Origin of the sequence: Nonomuraea basaltis, from assembly GCF_005893125.1 — a bacterium.
GTDB lineage: Bacteria > Actinomycetota > Actinomycetes > Streptosporangiales > Streptosporangiaceae > Nonomuraea > Nonomuraea basaltis.
Genome location: NZ_VCJS01000013.1, coordinates 63,532 through 82,652 on the forward strand (window position 1 = coordinate 63,532; position 19,121 = coordinate 82,652).

11 protein-coding genes are annotated in these 19,121 nt (G+C 70.0%); 10 read left to right on the plus strand and 1 reads right to left on the minus strand.

Features of this window, described 5'->3' with window-relative positions; all coding sequences use genetic code 11:
* Positions 1–179 precede the first annotated feature (179 nt).
* Positions 180–941 (minus strand): FadR/GntR family transcriptional regulator, encoded by a 762-nt coding sequence (locus EJK15_RS08660; RefSeq protein ID WP_138709854.1) that lies wholly within the window; start codon positions 939–941, stop codon positions 180–182.
* 143 nt (positions 942–1,084) lie between these two features.
* On the opposite strand from EJK15_RS08660, the gene EJK15_RS08665 reads away from it, so the two are divergent.
* From EJK15_RS08665 to EJK15_RS08710, 10 genes are all read left to right on the plus strand, one after another.
* Positions 1,085–3,208 (plus strand): ABC transporter ATP-binding protein, encoded by a 2,124-nt coding sequence (locus tag EJK15_RS08665; RefSeq protein WP_240776847.1) that lies wholly within the window; start codon positions 1,085–1,087, stop codon positions 3,206–3,208.
* Positions 3,205–4,113, plus strand: coding sequence for an ABC transporter permease (locus tag EJK15_RS08670; RefSeq protein WP_138709855.1), 909 nt, complete (start codon positions 3,205–3,207; stop codon positions 4,111–4,113). The genes EJK15_RS08665 and EJK15_RS08670 overlap by 4 nt, the downstream gene beginning before the upstream one ends.
* The gene (locus EJK15_RS08675) at positions 4,114–5,061 is read left to right on the plus strand and encodes an ABC transporter permease (protein ID WP_138709856.1); all 948 of its coding nucleotides are present in this window, start codon (positions 4,114–4,116) and stop codon (positions 5,059–5,061) included. It abuts the gene before it with no gap.
* A gap of 35 nt (positions 5,062–5,096) precedes the next feature.
* Positions 5,097–6,653, plus strand: coding sequence for an ABC transporter substrate-binding protein (locus EJK15_RS08680; protein WP_138709857.1), 1,557 nt, complete (start codon positions 5,097–5,099; stop codon positions 6,651–6,653).
* Positions 6,654–6,683: 30 nt separating this feature from the next.
* Positions 6,684–7,616 (plus strand): dihydrodipicolinate synthase family protein, encoded by a 933-nt coding sequence (locus tag EJK15_RS08685; protein WP_138709858.1) that lies wholly within the window; start codon positions 6,684–6,686, stop codon positions 7,614–7,616.
* Entirely contained in the window at positions 7,616–9,073 is a 1,458-nt protein-coding gene (locus EJK15_RS08690; protein WP_138709859.1) for a sulfatase-like hydrolase/transferase, read from the plus strand. Before EJK15_RS08685 ends, EJK15_RS08690 begins: the two co-directional genes overlap by 1 nt.
* A gap of 104 nt (positions 9,074–9,177) precedes the next feature.
* Positions 9,178–11,130: a sialidase family protein gene (locus tag EJK15_RS08695; protein WP_171074183.1), complete on the plus strand. Its 1,953-nt coding sequence runs from the start codon at positions 9,178–9,180 to the stop codon at positions 11,128–11,130.
* A 52-nt stretch (positions 11,131–11,182) separates the two neighbouring features.
* A complete protein-coding gene (locus EJK15_RS08700; protein WP_138709861.1) occupies positions 11,183–13,171 on the plus strand; it encodes a sialidase family protein in 1,989 nt (662 codons plus the stop codon).
* Positions 13,171–16,914 (plus strand): glycosyl hydrolase, encoded by a 3,744-nt coding sequence (locus EJK15_RS08705; RefSeq protein ID WP_138709862.1) that lies wholly within the window; start codon positions 13,171–13,173, stop codon positions 16,912–16,914. Before EJK15_RS08700 ends, EJK15_RS08705 begins: the two co-directional genes overlap by 1 nt.
* Positions 16,915–16,987: 73 nt before the next feature.
* Positions 16,988–19,105: a DUF6351 family protein gene (locus EJK15_RS08710; RefSeq protein ID WP_206060725.1), complete on the plus strand. Its 2,118-nt coding sequence runs from the start codon at positions 16,988–16,990 to the stop codon at positions 19,103–19,105.
* Positions 19,106–19,121: the final 16 nt, after the last annotated feature.

A 19,121-nucleotide genomic window follows, 5' to 3' on the forward strand; every position in this document is an offset into this window, starting at 1 on the left:
CGTGGAGCCGGCCCGCCCTCCTGCGGACCGGCTCCGGCGGCCTGGCCGGCGTGCCGCAGGTACCCGCCGGCGTCTGTACGTCGGGATGGATACCGAGTGCGCCGTAGTCGGCGTACCCGTGCTCGTCGGGGACGATCAGGAAAATGGACGGCCCGTGTTCAGCTCCAAGAGCGACCTGGTCAACCTGACTCCGCGGTCGTCTCGGCCGGCGGCGTTTCCGGCGGCGAGTTCTCGGTGAGTTTGGATTCGATGCCGATGTAGTGGTCGTGGATCGCCGCACGCGCCCGGTCCGGATCGCCGCTGAGAATCGCGTCGAAGATGGCGGCGTGGCCTTGGTAGGCATCCATCGGCGTGCGACCGCGCGGTGGTGGCGCCGCGGCGTGGAAGGCGAGCCAGAACTGGTCGAACAGTCTCAGCAGCATCCCGTTGTCGAGATCGCGGAACAAGAGCTGGTGGAACTGGCGGTCCTGCTCGGGGAAGCCCTCTCCCTGCTCGGCGAGGGTGCGCATCGTGTCCAGGTTCTCTCGCAGCGCGGCGAGGCTCGTGGGCGAGATGGCCCGCATCGCGTCGGCGACCAGGCCGGCTTCGAGGGTCTTCCGCAACGCGGCCAACTCTCGCAGCGCTCGATGGTCTTGCATGAGGCCGTAGGGGAGGTGGTCGAGCAGCGGAGTAAAGGAGAAGTGGCATACGTAGACGCCACTGCCGCGACGCGTCTCCAGGACGCCGGTGGACTCCAGCGCCTTGACCGCCTCGCGGACCGAGTTGCGACTGACCCCGAACAGGCGGGCCAGTTCTGACTCCGGCTTGAGTGGGTCACCGGGTCGCAGCCCCTGCTTGAGGATGTAGTTTCTGATCTCCTGCTGCACGATCTTGTGCAGCGGAGGGGTGTTGTCGAGCCGCCGGAACTCCGGCTGTGCGTCGTCGTCCTCCCGAGTCGCCACGTTCTGAATCGTCCTCTCCTTCGTACCAACTTGTAGGATATCTTGCCAGTCTTGACACTGCGATTGGGCGAAGCCTACGGTAACGAAATCTGTAGGACATCTTGCAGCAACGTGCTGGTATTCCAGTGCGAAGGAGGTCGCCGGTGTCAGGTGGAGACCTGGATGGTGTGGTCCGAACCATGCCCGACGTGCCGGATCGCGAGGCCGGCCAGCCGGCGCTGAGCGTGCGGAACCTGGTTGTCGAGTTCACGACGCCGGCGGGTGTGTTGCGCGCGGTCGACGGGATGAGCTACGAAGTCTCCTGCGGCGAGACGCTCAGCGTGGTGGGGGAGAGCGGTTCGGGCAAGAGCGTCTCGGTGCTCGCCGCGCTGGGCCTGCTCCACACGGCGAACCTGCGCCGGGTCTCTGGCGAGGTGATGCTCGCCGGCGTGGACCTGCTGACCCTGCCGGAGGCGGAGCTGCGGCGGCGGCTCGGGCGTGACGTGGCGATGATCTTCCAGGACGCCATCTCCGCGCTCAACCCGGTCCAGCGAGTCGGCGAGCAGATCGCCGAAGGGCTGCGGGTGCACGACCGGGCCCTGACGGCCAACGCGGCGCGGGAGCGCGTCGTGGAGCTGCTCGAGATGGTGGGCGTGCCCCACCCTCGGACTCGGTACGACCAGTACCCGCACCAGTTCTCCGGGGGGATGTGCCAGCGGGTGATGATCGCCATGGCGATCGCCAACCGCCCGAAAGTCCTGATCGCGGACGAGCCCACCACAGCGCTGGACGTGAGCGTCCAGGCGCAAATCCTCGACGTGCTCCGGCTGGCACGGGAGGAGACCGGCGCCGGCGTCGTGCTGATCACCCACGATCTCGGAGTGGTCGCCGAGACCGCCGACCGGGTCGCCGTGACCTACGGCGGCCGTATCGTGGAGACCGGCGACGTCACTTCGATCTTCACGCGGCCGCGACACCCCTATACCGCCGCCCTGATGCGTTCGCTGCCCCGGTTCGACAGCACGGCGGAACGGCTGCTCCCGATCCCGGGGCAGCCGCCCGACCTCACCGAGATACCGCCGGGATGCGCGTTCGCGCCGCGCTGCCCGACCGCCCGCGATCGGAGTGTCTGCTTAGAGACCCGGCCGGAGCTGCGGGCCGACGAAGCCGGTACCGGTGCGAGCGCCTGTCACTTCCCGGACGAGGCGGCGACGAGGCCTGGAACGGGAGCGGGCGCGGCGGAGCCGCCGGCCGCACCGGCCGGTGCCGCCGAGGCGGTTTCCGAGTCGGCCGTGCCGGTCTTGGAGATCCGGGATGCGGTGAGCCGGTTCCCGGTGCGATCCGGGGTCTTAGCGCGGGCGACCGCCTGGGTGCACGCGGTGGACGGGGTATCGCTGCGCATCCCGGCTGGGGAAACGCTCGGGCTTGTCGGCGAGTCCGGCTGTGGCAAGACCACGCTCGCGCGGCTCGTCCTGCGACTGGTGGATCCGACCGGCGGGCAGATCCTCGTGGAGGGCGACGACGTCGGGCGGGCCGGCCGGGCCGGCCTGCGGCGGATCCGGCGGCGCGCGCAGATGGTCTTCCAGGATCCGAACGGCTCGCTTAATCCACGCCTGACCATCGGTGACAACGTGGCGGAGCCGCTGCGGCTGCAACGGCTTCCCCGCGCGCAGCGCCGGGAAGAGGTGCGCGAGCTGTTCAGCCGCGTGGGCCTGCGGCCGGAGCACGCCGACCGGTTCCCGGCGGAGTTCTCCGGCGGTCAGCGCCAGCGGGTGGCGATCGCGCGTGCCCTGGCATCCCGGCCCCGGCTGCTGATCCTCGACGAGCCGGTGTCCGCCCTGGACGTGTCGGTGCAGGCGCAGGTGCTGAACCTGCTGGCGGACCTGCAGCGGGAGTCAGGGATGGCGTATCTGTTCGTCAGCCACGACCTTTCGGTCGTCCGCCAGGTCGCCGATCAGGTCGCGGTCATGTACCTCGGGAAGATCGTCGAGTCCGGGTCGGTGGCCCGGGTGTACGACGATCCGCGCCACCCTTACACCCGCTCCCTGCTGGCGTCGGTGCCGGTACCGGATCCGGTCGGCCGGGAGACCCGGAGCCGGGTGCCGCTGGGCGGTGAAGTCCCCAGCCCGGTGAACCCGCCGTCGGGGTGTCGCTTCCGTACCCGGTGCCCGATCGCGGCGGACCGCTGTTCCGAGGAGGAACCACTGCTCCGTGCCGTCGCCGGCGGGCACACGGCCTGCCACCTCGCCGATGAAGTTCACGATCTGGCAGCGCAGGTGAGCGCATGAGCGCGCCGGCCGCCGGCGCCCCGACGGTCGCGCCCCAACGGAGACGGCTGGCTGCGGCGCGCCGGTTCGCCCGATCCCGGTCCGCCGTCGTCGGCGCGGTGGGACTGGCCTCGCTCGTGGTGATCGCGCTGCTCGCGCCGATCGTCGCGCCGTTCGACCCGGCCGCCCAGGGCGGCGAGCCCTTGCTCGGCCCGTCCGGCACGCACCTGCTCGGCACCGACCAGCTCGGCCGGGACATCGTCTCCCGGATGATCCACGGCGCTCGCGGCTCGCTGCTCGTCGCGGCTGGTGCCGCCGCGGTCGGCGCCGGCATCGGGGTCCCGCTGGGGCTTGTCGCCGGGTACCTCGGGAAGTGGGCAGACACGGTCGCGATGCGGGTGGTCGACCTGCTGCTGGCGGTGCCGGGGATCCTGCTCGCGCTGGTCATCATCGCGGTGCTGGGGCCGAGCGGGCTCAACCTGATCCTGGCGATCGGGATCGGCGCGATACCGGAGTTCGCCCGGCTGACCCGGGTGGCGACCCTGGAGGTACGCGAGCGCGACTTCGTGCTGGCGGCCCGCGGGATGGGCGCGAGCACTCCGGACACGATGGCCCGCACCGTACTGCCGAACGTGCTCGGTCCGATCATGGTCCAGTTCGTCATCACCGCGTCGACGGCGGTCGTGATCGAAGCGGGGCTGAGCTTCCTTGGGCTCGGCACTCCGCCGCCGGCGCCATCGTGGGGCGGCATGCTCCAGGACGCCCGTTCGTACCTCTACCAGAGTCCGACCTACGGACTGTTCCCGGGGATCTGCCTGGCCGCCACCGTGTTCTTCCTGGAACGGATCGGGCGTGGCCTGCAGCTTGCGGTCGGTGGCGGCGGGCCACGCGCGGCGGCGCGCGGTATCGGCAGAGGAGCGGTGTAGATGTACGGCTATCTGGTCCGCCGGCTGATGCAGTTCGCGGTGGTGCTGCTGCTCGGGTCGATCGCCGTGTGGGCGTTCGTCCTCCTGCTGCCCGGAGACCCTGCCACGGTGTTGATCGGTCCGGACGCGAGCGCCGCCGAGTTGGCAGCGACCCGCACCCGGATGGGGCTGGACCAGCCCTTCCTGGCGCAGTACGGGGTCTGGCTCGGCCACGCGGTCACCGGTGACCTCGGCGCGTCGTACTACTCGGGCCAGCCGGTGCTCACAGAGCTGATGGACCGGATCCCGGCGACGGTGCAGCTGGCCGGGTTCACCCTGGTGCTGACGCTGCTCATCGCGGTTCCGGTCGGCATCGTGGTGGCGTTGCGGCCGTACTCGGTCGTCGGCCGGGTCCTACAGGGCTACCTCACGGTGGGTCTGGCGGTGCCGGCGTTCTGGCTCGGTCTGCTGCTCATCATCGTGCTCGCCGTGCAGCTGCGGTGGCTGCCCGCCTCCAGCGACTTCGTACCGCTCTGGCAGGCCCCGGGTGCCGCGGTGACCAGCACGGTTCTGCCCGCAGCCGCCATCGCCGTGCACACCTCCAGCGTCACCGCCCGGTTCCTCGCCAACTCGCTGGGCGAGGTGATGGGCAAGGACTACATCCGCACCGCCCGCGCCAAGGGCGTACCGGAGCGGGACGTGATCCGTCGGCACGCCGTGCGGAACGCCGCACTGCCGACCGTCACCATCGTCGGGCTCCAGCTCGGCAGCTTTCTCGGCGGCACCGTCGTCATCGAGGCCGTCTTCAACTATCCCGGAATCGGGCGGCTGCTCTACACCGCGATCGGGGAGCGCGACTACGCCCTGGTCCAAGGTGGGGTGCTGTTCGTCGTCGCCACATTCCTGCTGCTGAATCTCCTGGTGGACGTGGCCTACGGCGTCCTAGATCCGCGTATCCGGCTCACCTGACCTTCCACCCCCACTTCACCTCAGAGGGCACCACCATGACCATTTCTCCGCGACAGTCCCGCGACATTTCCCGCCGCGCGTTACTGCGGACCGGCCTGGCGGCCACCGGCGCGCTCGTCACCGCGCCGCTGCTGAGCGCCTGCGGCTCCGGCGACGGTGCCGGCACCGGCGGTGGCGCCGGCGCCGGCAAGCTCACGCTCGGCACGACGAAGATCATGCAGTTCGACCCGTACCTCACCAACACCGACATCCACATCCATGCGTTCTACACGTACCTGGTCGACTACCCGACCGACGGCACGTACAAGGCCATCCCCGCCGGCGCCGAGAAGTGGGAGTTCGCCGCCGACCACAAGTCGGTCACCCTCACGCTGCGGGAGGCGAGATACCACTCCGGTGCGGCGGTCAGCGCAGCGGATGTCGTCGCCGGCATCAAGCGGGCGCAGAACCCCGATACCGCGTTCACCCTCGCGCAGCCGTCAGCGTTCATCGCAACGGGAACCGCGGTCGACGATCGCACCGTACGCGTCACCTTCAAGGCACCCACCCCGGAGGCGCTCGTCATCGACTGGATGTTCGCGTTCCCGTTGATCCCGGCGGACAAGAACACCCCGAAGCAGCTGGAACACGAGCCGGCCGGCTCCGGGCCGTTCCGGCTCGGGAAGTTCCAGCGCAACCAGCGCCTGACGCTGACGAAGAACCCCGACTTCTACGATGCCGGCAAGCCCTACCTCAACGAAGTCGAGTACCGGTTCTTCACCGACGAGGACGCGTTGGTGGCCGCGCTCGAGTCGGGGTCCGTCGACGGCGCCGCATACATCGGGTTCCGGCACAACGAGCGGCTGAAGGGCCGGTTCACCCTGGTGGAGGGCGGCGGCCGGATGACGCTGTTCTTCATGAACGCCACCATCCCGCCGTTCGACAACAAGCTGCTGCGGCAGGCGCTGGCGCGGGCCATCGACCGCGAGCGGATCATCAAGCAGGTCAACTTCGGCATCGGCGAGCCCATCTACACGGCGTTCATGCCGTCGTCGCCCGCGTTCGACCGGGCCTACCTCGACTCGCATGGGTTCGACCTGGACAAAGCGGCCGCGATGCTGGAGCAGTCCGGCGGCGCCCGCAAGGCCACCGCCGGCGTGACCTCGGGAAGCCCCTCCGCGGAGGTGTTGCAGATCATACAGGCGGACCTGAAGAAGATCGGGTTCGAGTTGGAGATCGCACCGCAGGAGGAGGCCGCCTACCTCGATGCGCTGTTCGCCAGCAAACTGCAGTGCACCGTCGCCGCGCAGCCGAACAATCTGCAGAGCCCGTCGCTGATCGCCCGGGGCCGGCAGATGCTGCCGGGCAAGGAGAACACGACGTTCCGGGAGAAGGTGCCGCCCGCGTATGTCGAGGCGGTGGCCGCGGCCGGCTCCGCGCTCACGCCGGAGGACCAGAAGGCCGCGTACGCGGAGTTGAACAAGGTCCTCGCCGAGGAATCCTGGGCGATCGGGATCTCCACCCAGCCATCGCTGTTCGCGCTGGACAAGCGCATCACCGGCCTGGACACCGACCCCCGCGACTTCGTCACCCTCATCGACACGAAGGCCTGACCTGCCCGTCGGCCAATCGAAAGGAACCGCATGACCCGCTTGGGCTACTGCACCGACGGACCGGACATGGCGCTGCTCACCGCCGTGTTCACTCCGTTCGACGAGGCCGGCGGACTCGCCCTCGACATCGTCGCGAAGCAGGCGGACGCGCTGGTCGCGTGGGGGTCGCCGGCGGCGTTCGTCGGCGGCACCGCCGGCGAAGGAGCGTCCATGTCCACCGCCGAGCGGATGGCGCTGGTCGAGCGGTGGTGCGAGGTCGCGGCCGACCGGCTGGACGTCCTCGTCCATGTCGGACACGCGAGCGTCACCGAAGCCGGCCGGCTGGCGGCGCACGCCGAATCGCTGGGGGTGAAGGCGATCTCCGCGGTCCCCCCGTACTTCCATCGTCCCAACACAGTGGCCGCGCTGGTCGATGCCTGCGCGGCCATCGCGGACGCCGCCCCGACGCTGCCGTTCACCTACTACCACATCCCCTCGGCGACCGGAGTGAACCTGCGTGCCAGCGACGTTCTGCTGGCCGCGCGGGAGAGGATCCCGACCTTCGCCGGGGTCAAGTTCGCCCACAACGACATGGTCGACCTGCAACGCTGCCTGCACCTGGCGGGGGAGGAACAGGAGATCTACGTCGGCGTGGCCAACCTGGCGCTCGCCGCCTGGCAGTGGGGGGCACGAGCCGCTATCGGGTCGGTGTACAACTTCGCCGGCCCGCTGTTCCGTCAGATGCTCGACCACGCCGCCGAAGGAGACCTGGCGGCCGCGCAACGGCTCCAGCTCCAGGCGCAGCAGGTCATCGAAATCGCCGGGCGGTACGGTGGCGAGCTGGCCGGCTTCAAAGCACTCGGCGCCCTGTTCGCCGTCGACTGTGGACCATGCCGCCAGCCACTGGTGTCACCCGGTTCGCATGAGCTGGCAGGGTTACGCGCCGAGGTGACCCGGCTCGGATTCGGCGACGAGATCCACTGATGCCCAATGTCCTGGTCATCCAGGCCGACCAGTTCCGGGCGGACTGCCTAGGCGTCGCCGGCAACCCGGACGTGCGTACCCCCAACCTGGACCGGCTGGCCGCCGACGGCGTCCGATACCGCAACGCGTTCTGCCCGTTCCCGGTCTGCACCCCATCCCGGTACTCGCTGCTGTCCGGCCTGCACGTGCGCCAGCATGGTGGTTGGACGAACCGTTGCACTCTCGCGCCCGGCATCGACACGTTCCCGCGGGCGTTACGCCGGGCCGGGTACCGGACGGCGGCGGTCGGCAAGATGCACTTCACGCCGACCTACCTTGACGTCGGCTACGACCACATGGAGCTCGCCGAGCAGGACGGGCCCGGCCGGTACGACGACGACTACCACCGGGAGCTGGCCGCGGCCGGACTGGCGCCGGTGACCGACCTCGTCGACCAGGAACAGGAATTCCGCGTGCAGGCATCCCGGTCGTACTGGGAGACCTTCGGCAGCGGAACGTCGAACCTGCCGGAACAGTGGCACTCCACCACCTGGATCGGCGAACGGGCGCGGACCGTGCTGGCCGGCTGGTCCGGCGGCACCGGTCAGTTGCTGCACGTGTCGTTCATCAAGCCGCACCACCCGTTCGACCCGCCCGCGGGCTGGGACGACCTGTACGACCCGGCGACGCTGACCCCGTTACCGGGCTGGACGGACACGATCCCGGAAGGCGACCGCCGGCACCGGCGGGAGTACTTCGACAACGAACCGCTGACGCTGCCGCTGCTGCAACGGGTCATGGCGCACTACTACGCCACCATCACGCAGCTGGACCACCAGGTGGGCCTGATGCTCGACCTGCTGCGGGAGCGCGGGCTCTACGACGACACACTGATCATCTTCACCGCCGACCACGGAGAGTACCTCGGCTTCCACCACCTGCTTCTCAAGGACGGGCCGATGTACGACCCGGTGGTGAAGGTGCCGCTGCTGGTCAAGTTTCCGGGCGGGCGGCGGCGCGGCGATGTCTCCGGCGGGCTTGTCTCCCTGGTCGACGTCGCCCCGACGATCCTGGCGAGCTGCGGCGTGGAGCCGGCGTCACCGCTGCCCGGTCGCGACCTGGCCGACCCGGTGGCCGGGCACGACTGCGTCTTCGCCGAGACCCGGCGTCGGCTGGGCGCCGGGGGCATGGCCCGCACCGAGCGGTACAAGCTGCTGTGGTCCGAGACGGCCGGAGAGTCCTTCTTCGACCTGGCCGCCGACCCGCACGAGCTGACCGACCTCCTCGACGACCCCGCGTACGGCGATGCGCTCGGGCAGCTGCGCGAGGCCGTGACGCGGTGGGCGGTCTACGACGCGACCCCACCTACCTACGTGGACCTCAGCGCTCCGCACCGCGGTATCGCCACCGAGGACGACCGTGCCGCGCGGCACGAGTTGTTCGCCTCCGAGGTCGCCAAGCACCGCACCGACTCGTGACCCCTATGAGGAGAGGAACGACGATCGTGACAACTCTTCGCAGGCTCCGACACCGGTTATCGAGGTTCGCCGCTTCAGCCGGCGCGGCGGCGGTGTTGATGCCGATGACGGCGGTACCCGTCGCGGCCGACGTCATCGAGACGACGGCCGACCCGTTCCAGGCGAAGACAACGGTGGTGTTCTCCGACCCGAACGTGCCGACCGGGTGTCACCGGATTCCGGCGATCGTCCGGGCGGTGGACGGGTCGTTGCTGGCCTTCGCCGAGCACCGGCTCAACAGCTGCGCCGACAAGTCCAACATCGAGACGGTGGTCAGGCGGCTGCCGGCCGGGGCCACGCGGTGGCTGCCGGAGCAGACGGTCGTGCGGGGCGAGCCTGACAATCCGCAGGCGCCGGCGACCCGCGGCAACGCCGCGCCGGTGGTGTACCGGCACCTGCCAGGGGCTCCGGCGGCCGGCGTCCCGGACGGCCGGATCGTGCTGCTGGGCACGTACAACCCGGTGGACCCGGCCACTCCCGGCCAGAGCCAAGGGGGTGCCCCGCGTACCCCGTACCTGGTGTACAGCGACGACAACGGGGTGACGTGGAGCCGGCCACGCGCCCTGGAGGAGCTGGACGACCCGGCCTGGGGTCACTACGCGACAGGTCCGGTGCACGCCATCCAGCTCACTCGCGGCGCCCACGCCGGGCGGCTGGTGGCAGGCGTCAACTACGTCCCCCCGGGCGTCCGCGGTGCCATGCTCGTCTACAGCGATGACGGCGGCGTGACCTGGCAGCGGGGCGCGCGGGTGGACTATCCGCTGGGCCGGCAACTGATCCCGCAGGAGATGAGCCTGGTCGAACAAGCCAACGGCGACATCTTCGTGTGGGCCAGGCAGAACTGGAGCGGCGGCACCGACGAGGAAGAGGCCGACCCGGACATTCGCCCGCACCGGGCGTACGCCATCAGCAAGGACGGTGGCCAGACATACGACAGTGGCTTCGCACTGCTGCGCGGATTCGAGGCACCGCCCGTCCAGTCGGCGGCCCTGCGGCTGCGGGCCACCGACGAAGGGGACCGGTACAACCGGATCCTCACGTCCGCTGCATCGGTGAACGTGGACCCGCGGAGCCGGATGACCATCCGCTCGACGTTCGACGAGGGGCTCAGCTGGCAGACCGTCGACACCCCTGCCCGCTCGAGCGACGAAGGCGTCCAGGTGTGGGGCGACAACAACCGCGACATCTCCGTCGAGGACTGCGCCTGTTACGGCGGTTACTCGGACATGGTGGAGCTCCCCAACGGCCATGTCGGGCTGCTCTACGAACGGACCAGGTCCGGTTGCTGGTCCACCCGGACCTGCGCTGGGACCACCGACTACCGCGCGGAGATCGCGTTCGTCGTACTCGACGACCGCGACCTGCACACCCCGTCCACCACTCCGGACGTGCCGGGCCGGTCGGCGCTGGTGTTCGAGGGCGTCACGACCACCCGCGGCGTGTACGGCAAGGCGCTGGCCTTCGACGGGCAGCGGGGCCGGGCGCAGCTGCCGTACCGGACCGCGCCGGTGCTGGGTTCTGGCGATTTCACCGTGTCGACCTGGATCAGGTACGACGACGACACCAAGGACCAGGTCATCTTCTCGGCGTACGGCCAGGACGGCGAGGCGAAGCTGTGGTTGCGGGCCGAGCCGGCCAGTGACCGTATCCGTGGCACGGTCAACGCCGCCGGCGGATCGGTGGCCGTCATGTCCGCCGGCGCGTACGCCGACGGCGTGTGGCATCACGTGGCGCTGCGCAGGCAGGGCGACACGGTCACCCTGTTCGTCGACGGCGCAGAGGCCGGGGTCGCGTCCGGGGCCGGCGGTGCCGTCACCGGCGACGACTCCGCACCGATCTACCTCGGGCAGGGCCTCGACGGGGCGAACCGGTTCCACGGCAGCATGGACGAGTTCCGCGTCCACGACCGCGCGCTGAGCACCGCTGAGCTGACCCGGCTGCGCACCAGCGACACCAACGGCATTCCCGGCCGCACCGCACACCTGCCGATGGACGCCGTCATCCCACCCGGCGCCTGATCCTCTTCCCCCACCAGAACCCTCATCGCCATGAGAAAGAGGAGCGGCGACCGTGATCGTTCATCGCAAACCCAAGCACCGGGCAGTGCTGCTCGCCCTCGGGGTCGGCGTGGCGGCGGCACTGACACCTGTCCAAGCTGCCGCGGCGGCGGTCGATCCGTTCGAGTCGAAGACCACCGTGCTGTTCTCCAGCCCGAACGTGCCGTCGGGGTGCTACCGGATTCCGTCGATCGTCCGGGCGGTGGACGGCTCGCTGCTGGCCTTCGCCGAGCACCGGTTCCACACGTGTGCGGACAAGTCCAACATCGAGACGGTCGTCCGCCGTCTGCCCGCCGGCGCCACCGAATGGCAGCCGGCGCAGACCGTGGTGCGCGGCGAACCAGGGGACCCGGTGGCGCCGGCGACCCGCGGCAATCCCGGCCCGGTGGTGTACCGGCAGCTGCCGGGTGCTCCGGCGGTCGACGCGCCGGACGGCCGGATCGTGCTGCTGGGAACACACAACCCGGTGGATCCGGCCAAACCCGGGACCAACCACCGGACCGCGCCGCGGACCCCGTACGTCCTGCACAGCGACGACAACGGACTGACGTGGGCTGCTCCACGCCCACTGCCCGAGCTGGACGATCCGTCCTGGGGCCACTACGCGACCGGCCCGGTGCACGCCATCCAGCTCACCCGCGGCGCGCACGTCGGCCGGCTGATCGCGGGCGTCAACTACAACTCCGGCGATGGGGCGGGCGCGATGCTGGTCTACAGCGATGACGCCGGCGTCACCTGGTACCGGGGCGCCAACGCCCTCTACGGCGCCGACCGTCAGCTGATCCCGCAGGAACTCAGCCTGGTGGAGCTCGTCAACGGTGACGTCATGGTGTGGGCCAGGCAGAACTGGAGCGGCGGCACGCCCGAGGAGGAGGCCGACCCGAACGTCCGTCCACACCGGGCGGTGGCGATCAGCAAGGACGGCGGGGCGACGTACCACAGTGACTTCACGCTGCGGCCCGGGTTCGAGGCGCCGAACATCCAGTCCTCGTCGTTGCGGCTGGTGGCCACCGACGAAGGTGACGCATACAACCGGATCCTCACCATGGCGCCGTCGGTGAACACGGAGCCGAGGATCAGGCCGACCATCCGCTCGTCGTTCGACGAAGGGCTGAGCTGGCAGTCCGTCGACACCCCGCTCGACTCGACCGACGAGGGCGTCCAGGTGTACGGAACCAATGACCGCAGCGCCACAGTGGAGGAATGCGCCTGTTACGGCGGCTACGCCGACATGGTGGAACTGCCGGGCGGTGATGTCGGGCTGCTCTACGAGCGCGGCGCCACCGACTACCGCTCCGAGATCGCCTTCGTCCGGCTCAACGACCGCGACCTGCACACCCCGTCCACCACTCCGGACGTGCCGGGCGGGTCGGCGCTGGTGTTCGACGGCGTCACGACCACCGCAGGCCGGTACGGCCGGGCGTTCAGCTTCGATGGGCAGCGCGGCCGGGCGCAGCTGCCCTTCCGGACCGCGCCGGTCCTGGGTACTGGTGACTTCACCGTGTCGACGTGGATCAGGTACGGCGACACCAGCAAGGACCAGGCACTGTTCTGGGCGTACGGCATCAACGGCGAACCCGAGGTGCGGCTGAGCGCCGAACCCGGCAACAACCGGATCCGTGGCACGGTGACCACCGCCACGGGGTCGGCCGGCGTCAGCTCCGACGGCGCGTACGCCGATGGCGCCTGGCACCACGTCGTGCTGCGTCGCCAAGCGGACACCGTCGCGTTGTTCGTGGACGGTGTCCAGGTCAGTGCCGCGTCCGGTGCCGCCGGGGCGGTCAGCGGCGACGATCCCACGCCCATCTACCTGGGGCAGCGGCTCGACGGGGCGAACCGGTTCCACGGCAGCATGGACGAGTTCCGCGTCTACGACCGCGCGCTGAGCACCGCCGAGGTGTCCCGGCTGCACACCAGCAACACCAACGGCATCCCCGGTCTCACAGCCCACCTGCCGATGAACGCCCTCGTGCCGGCCGGCGAGCAGACCGGAGACCGGTGATGCCCGGTCAGCGTCGCTGCCGCGTAGCCGCTGTTCCGCTCCTCGCGGCGGCGCTCGCCGGCACCCCTCTCGCCATCGCACCGACTGCCCCGCCTCCCTTGCACGCCGCGTCGGCGCCGGCGGCGCTCGCCGGATCCGTGCCCAGGCTGACCGCCGGGACATTCGCCGATCCACCCTCGACGGCGCGTCCGAAGTATCGCTGGTGGATGCCGATGGCCTTCACGCAGGACGAGCAGTTACGCGCCGAGCTCGCCGACATGAAGGCCGTCGGCGCCGGCGGCGCAGAGGTCGCCACGACCACCGCCATCGGCCCGAGGGCCTCCCATCCCGAGTTCCTGGCGGAGTACGGCTGGGGCTCGCCGCGCTGGGCACAGAAGGTCCAGAGCATGCTGGAGACCGCCGGCCGGCTCGATCTGGCCCTGGACTTCACCATCAGTCCACGATGGCCGGCCATCGTGCCCACGGTGACCGATATCAACGATCCACGGGCCTCGCAACAGCTGGTGTTCTCGCACGCCTTCGTCAAGGGCGGTATGAGATACAGCGGCGCCCTGCCGTCCAACTACCGCCCGCAACCCCCGGTCGGTGCGAGGCACACCCCGATCGCCGTGCTGCTCGCCCGGTGTGGGGACGCGGCCTGCGACCGCCAGGGCAGCGGTCCCCGGATGCTCCACCGCGACAGCGTGCGGGACCTCACCGGCAGCGTCGGCGACGACGGCACGCTGAGTCTCGACGTGCCGGGCGACGCCGGCGACACCTATGTGCTGATGGGCTTCTTCCAGACCGGCGACGGCCAGCTTCGCAACAACTTCACCACGACCACACCGAACTACGTCCTCGACCACCTCAGCGAACAGGGAGTCCGGGCGACGACGCAGTTCTACGACTCGTCGATTCTCACCCCGCCGGTGCGGGAGGCGCTCGACGCCGTCGGCAGGGTCGACCTCTTCGAGGATTCGCTCGAACTCGGGACCGCGCAGAAGTGGACGTGGGACTTCGCCGGCCAGTGGGAGCGGCGGCGGGGCTACTCGCCGATCTCGGTGCTTCCGGCGCTCACCGACGCCGGATCCGCGGGCCTCACCGCGGCACCGTTCTTCGACTTCACCGACGGCAGCGGCGCGCGCATCCGGACCGACTACCGGCAGACCTGGAACGACCTGTACATCGACTCCCGGCTCGTGCCGTTGCGCCAATGGGCGAACGAACGCGGCATGGCGCTGCGGAGCCAGGCGTACGGCGGACCCATCGACACGCCGCAGGCGGCCACCCATGTCGACGTGCCCGAGGGCGAGTCGCTGGTGTTCTACGACAACATCGAGCCCTACCGGCTGGTGTCGGTCGGCGCGCATCTGAACGGCACCCCCGTCGTGTCGAGCGAGTGTTGCGCGGCGCGGGCGAGCGTCTGGGCGACGACCGCCGGAGGCTGGCAGAGCTCGGCCAACCTGCGCTCGGTGTACCGCGGATACGCGGGTGGCGTGACCCAGGTGGTGTGGCACGGCTACCCGTACCTGACCAAGGGAGAGGGAACAGCCGACCAGGCGGTGTGGCCGGGCATGTCGTACGGGGGCAACACCTCGTTCGCCGAGGCATGGGGTGCCAAGGGCGGCCCCAACTGGCGGGACTACCGGGCGATCAACGACCACCTCGCCCGGCTGCAACTGGTGCTCCGGCAGGGCAAGCCGACCTTCGACGTGGCCCTGTACCTGCAGGACTTCGGCCTGCGATCGCCGGCCACCACGCTCACCGGACCGAAGACGCTCCTGGAGAGCGACTCGCCGCTGGCAGAACGTGGCTACACGTACGAGTACCTCAGCCCGGCGCACCTGCGGATGCCTTCGGCGAAGGTGTCGGACGGGCGGCTGTTCCCATCGGCCGGCGCATACCAGGCGATCGTCCTCGCGGACCAGAAGACGATGGCGGTGGACACCGCGCGCCGGTTGCTCGACCTGGCACGCGACGGACTGCCGGTCGTCTTCGTCGGTGAGCTGCCCTCGTCGACTCCGGGCTTCCACGCCGCGGCGGCGCAGGATGCCGAGCTGCGTCGGCTGATTGCCCAGTTGGCCGCGCGGCCCCGCGTGCACCGGGTCGCCGACCTCGCGGTCGTGCCGGACCTGCTCGCCCGGCTCGGGATAGCGCCGGCCGCCGCGTGCGCGACGCCGTCCGCCGACGTGTTGAGTGTCCGCCGTTCCGACGCGACCACCGACTACTACTACCTGTTCAACCAGCGGTCGTGGGCGACCGAACAGCGGCTGACGCTCACCGGCGAAGGACGACCGTACAAGCTGGACACCTGGACCGGCGAGATCACTCCCCTCACCGACTATCGGCAGACACCGCACGGCGTGGAGGTCAACGTCGCCCTGGAGGCATCCGATACCGCGGTCATCGCGCTGTCGACCCGCCACGACGAGACGTTCCGGTGGTCGGCCCCGGTCGAACACGGTCCGACCGTCGCCCGCAATACCGGGTTGGGTCCTGTGCTACTCGACGATTGGACTCTCCAGGTGGAGAGCTGGACACGGGGTGAATCAGGGCTGCCCGGTGACACGGCCAAGACCACTCTTCCGGCCGTTGAACCGGTCGTCGGTGAGCGTGGAGCGCTGCCGCCGTGGTCGGCGATCACACCGGCGAACGGCTACGACGTCGACCTCGGCGACGTGTCCGGGGTCGGGACGTACACCTCGACGTTCACCCTCGACGACTCGTGGGGCGGGGTCCGCACGGCATACCTGGATCTGGGAGCCGCCGTCGACACGGTCACCGTGACGCTGAACGGGACCCGCATCCCGGCGCGGAGCCCGCAGGATCTCCGGCACATCGAGGTGGGCCGCCATCTGCGGGCCGGTGACAACACCCTGACGGTGCGCGTCGCGTCGACCCTCGTCAACGCGGTCCGGGTCGCACCTGGCACCGGGGCGGCCGGCCGGCCACGCCAGGACTACGGGTTGTTCGGGCCGGTACGCCTGACACCGCGCGAGGCCCCGCAGCCGACCCTGGCGGTGGAGGCCCTGGAGCGGGAACTGCCGCTGGCCGCCGGCGGCGCCAACCAGGCACGCGTCCGCATCGCCAACGACTCACCCAGACCGGCGTCGGTATCGGTCGACGTGACGACCGACGACGGGGCCGAGGCGACGGTGGACCGGCCGACCCTGCGGATACCCGGACGGTCGTCGGCGACGGCGCTGGTACGCCTGAGCGGTCAGCGCGAGTCCGGCTCCTCAATCCTCGTCATCGACGCGGTGGCGGCGAACGGGGCGAGTGGGCAGGCGCACGTCACCCTTCGGCACTCCGACAACCTGGCGGTCAACACGACGGGTAGCCCGTACCCGCGCGTCTGGGCGTCGAGTTACCAGTACCAGCATCCGCCTTCGTTCCTGACGGACGGTTCTGCGTCGACGTACTGGGTGTCCGGCGGTCATACGCCCGGGCAGGCGCCGACACCGGAGACTCCGGAGTTCATCGGCGTCGACCTCGGACTGGCCACGGTGGTGCGTGCGGTGGGGTTGAGCGGCCGGGACAACTGGGCCCCGCGATCGTACGACGTGCAGACGTCTCTGGACGGCGAGCGGTGGACGACCGTGCTGGCGGTCACGGACGACGCCAGGAACGCGGCGACCACCAGGGCGGTCACGCCGACACGGGCGCGCCACGTACGGCTGCGCATCACCGAATGCCGTTACCCCACCCAGCCGGGTCACAACACACAGCTGGCCGAGTTCGCTGTCTACTCCGCCGACGCCTGAGAAACGGAGGCACGCAATGCGCCCTGTCACTGGAAACCGTTCGCCACGATCCGTACTCGCCGCGGTCTTAGCCGTGGTCACCGTCACCGCGTCCACGGTCCTGGCGCCCTACGCCGCACCGGCAGCGGCGGCCGGCAGCGACAGACTGCGACTGGTGGCGTTGTCGGCCAGGCCCGAACTGGTGACGGCGGACGACGTGCTCGTCACCGCGGCGGTGCCGCGCGGCAAGCCGTTGGACGCGGTCCGGTTCACGCTCAACGGCGCCGACATCACCGGCTCCTTCCGGGCAGACGCGAACGCGCACGCCTTCACCGGCCTGGTCGATCGGCTGCGGCCCGGACGCAACCACCTTGTCGCGACCGCGGGGCCGCTGCGCGACCAGCTCGTCCTGACGAACCATCCGGCCACCGGGCCGGTGATCAGCGGTCCGCACGAAACGCCGTACGTCTGCACCACGGACCGGTTCCGCCTGGTCGACGGCGGCACGCTCGGCGACCCTCTCGACGCCGACTGCTCCGTGGCCACCCGGGTCGACTACGCCTACCGGTCGACCAGCGGAAAGACCCTGCCGCTGCCGGATCCGGCGGCCAGACCCGACGACCTCGCCTGGACGACGACCCTCACCGGCCAGACGGTCCCGTTCCTCATCCGGATCGAGACCGGCACGGTCAACCGGTCGATCTACCAGATCTCCATGCTGCACGACCCGGCGACGGAAGAACCCGCCTTCCACCGGCGCAGCCCCGGCTGGAACGACCGGCTCATCTACACCTTCGGCGGCGGCTGCCGGCGCGGCTGGTACACCCAGGGCACGAACACCGGCGGTGTACTGGACCCGCAGATGCTCGGCCGCGGCTACGCGGTCGCGTCGGCGTCGCTGAACGTCTTCGGCAACAACTGCAACGACCTGCTCGCGGCAGAGACCATGATGATGGTCAAGGAACGGTTCGTCGAGCGCTACGGCGATCCGCTGTTCACCATCGGCTGGGGTTCTTCTGGAGGTTCCTACCAGGGACACCAGATCGCGGACAACTACCCGGGTCTGCTGGACGGCATCGTGGTCGGGCAGTCGTTCCCCGACGTCACGTCCGCGACGAACTTCACGCTGTTCGACTCCCGGTTGCTCGAGCACTATTTCACCGAGGTCGCGCCGGACACGTTCAGCCAGGAGGAGCAGCGCCAGGTCGCCGGTTTCCGGCGGTGGGAGAGCATCCGCAACCTCAGCGACGGGGCGAAGCGGCTGGACCCGGTCGCTGAATTCCCCACTGTGTTGCTCGCGGAGCTGCGCTACCACCCGCAGACCAACCCCCGTGGAGCGCGCGGAGACGTCTACGACCACACCGTGAACGTCTACGGACGCGATCCGGCCACCGGGTTCGCCCGGCGGGCTCTGGACAACGTGGGGGTGCAGTACGGGCTGGCCGCGCTGAACTCGGGCGCGATCACCCCGCAGCAGTTCCTCGACCTCAACCAGGGCATCGGGGGACTGGACATCGACGCCAAGCCGACGGCGCAGCGCACCGCGGCGGACCCGATCGCGAGGGACGCCGCCCACCGCACCGGACGCATTCTCTTCGGCGGGGCCGGCCTGGCCGGCACGCCGATCATCGACTACCGGTCGTACTCCGATGACGCCGCGAACGGCGACATCCACATGATGACGCACGGTTACGCCACCCGGGCGCGGCTGGAGGCGGCGAACGGCGACTCCGGCAACCAGGTCTTCCTCGTGGAGGACAGCCGGTACGGCGGGTTCAGCCTGACCAGCCCGACTCTGCGGTACGCCCTGACGAAGATGGAGGAGTGGCTGACCGCGATCGCGGGCGACGACCCGCGCTCGCCCGCGCACCAGAAGGTGGTGCGGAACAAGCCGGGTGATCTCACCGACGCCTGCTGGAGCCGCGACGCCGAGCCTCGCAAGATCGTTCAACGGCTCACCGCGGACAATGCCGGAGAGTGCGGACAGCAGTTCCCTGCCTACCCCACTCCACGACTGGTAGCCGGCGCTCCGCTGACCGATGACGTGGTGACCTGCCACCGCAAGGCCGTCGACTGGAGCGACTACCGGGTGACCTTCAGCCCGGCCGAGCGCCGTCGGCTGTTGGAGATCTTCCCCTCAGGCGTGTGCGACTGGACCAAGCCCGGAGTCGGGCAGCGGCCGTTGCGCGATACCTGGCAGGCGTTCAACTGATCTCATGGAGGACTGC

Bases quoted from the DNA above. Each gene is read 5' to 3' on its own strand.
- EJK15_RS08670 (WP_138709855.1), top strand. From the start codon at position 3,205: ATGAGCGCGCCGGCCGCCGGCGCCCCGACGGTCGCGCCCCAACGGAGA.
- EJK15_RS08675 (WP_138709856.1), top strand. From the start codon at position 4,114: ATGTACGGCTATCTGGTCCGCCGGCTGATGCAGTTCGCGGTGGTGCTG.
- EJK15_RS08680 (WP_138709857.1), top strand. From the start codon at position 5,097: ATGACCATTTCTCCGCGACAGTCCCGCGACATTTCCCGCCGCGCGTTA.
- EJK15_RS08685 (WP_138709858.1), top strand. From the start codon at position 6,684: ATGACCCGCTTGGGCTACTGCACCGACGGACCGGACATGGCGCTGCTC.
- EJK15_RS08690 (WP_138709859.1), top strand. From the start codon at position 7,616: ATGCCCAATGTCCTGGTCATCCAGGCCGACCAGTTCCGGGCGGACTGC.
- EJK15_RS08695 (WP_171074183.1), top strand. From the start codon at position 9,178: ATGACGGCGGTACCCGTCGCGGCCGACGTCATCGAGACGACGGCCGAC.
- EJK15_RS08705 (WP_138709862.1), top strand. From the start codon at position 13,171: ATGCCCGGTCAGCGTCGCTGCCGCGTAGCCGCTGTTCCGCTCCTCGCG.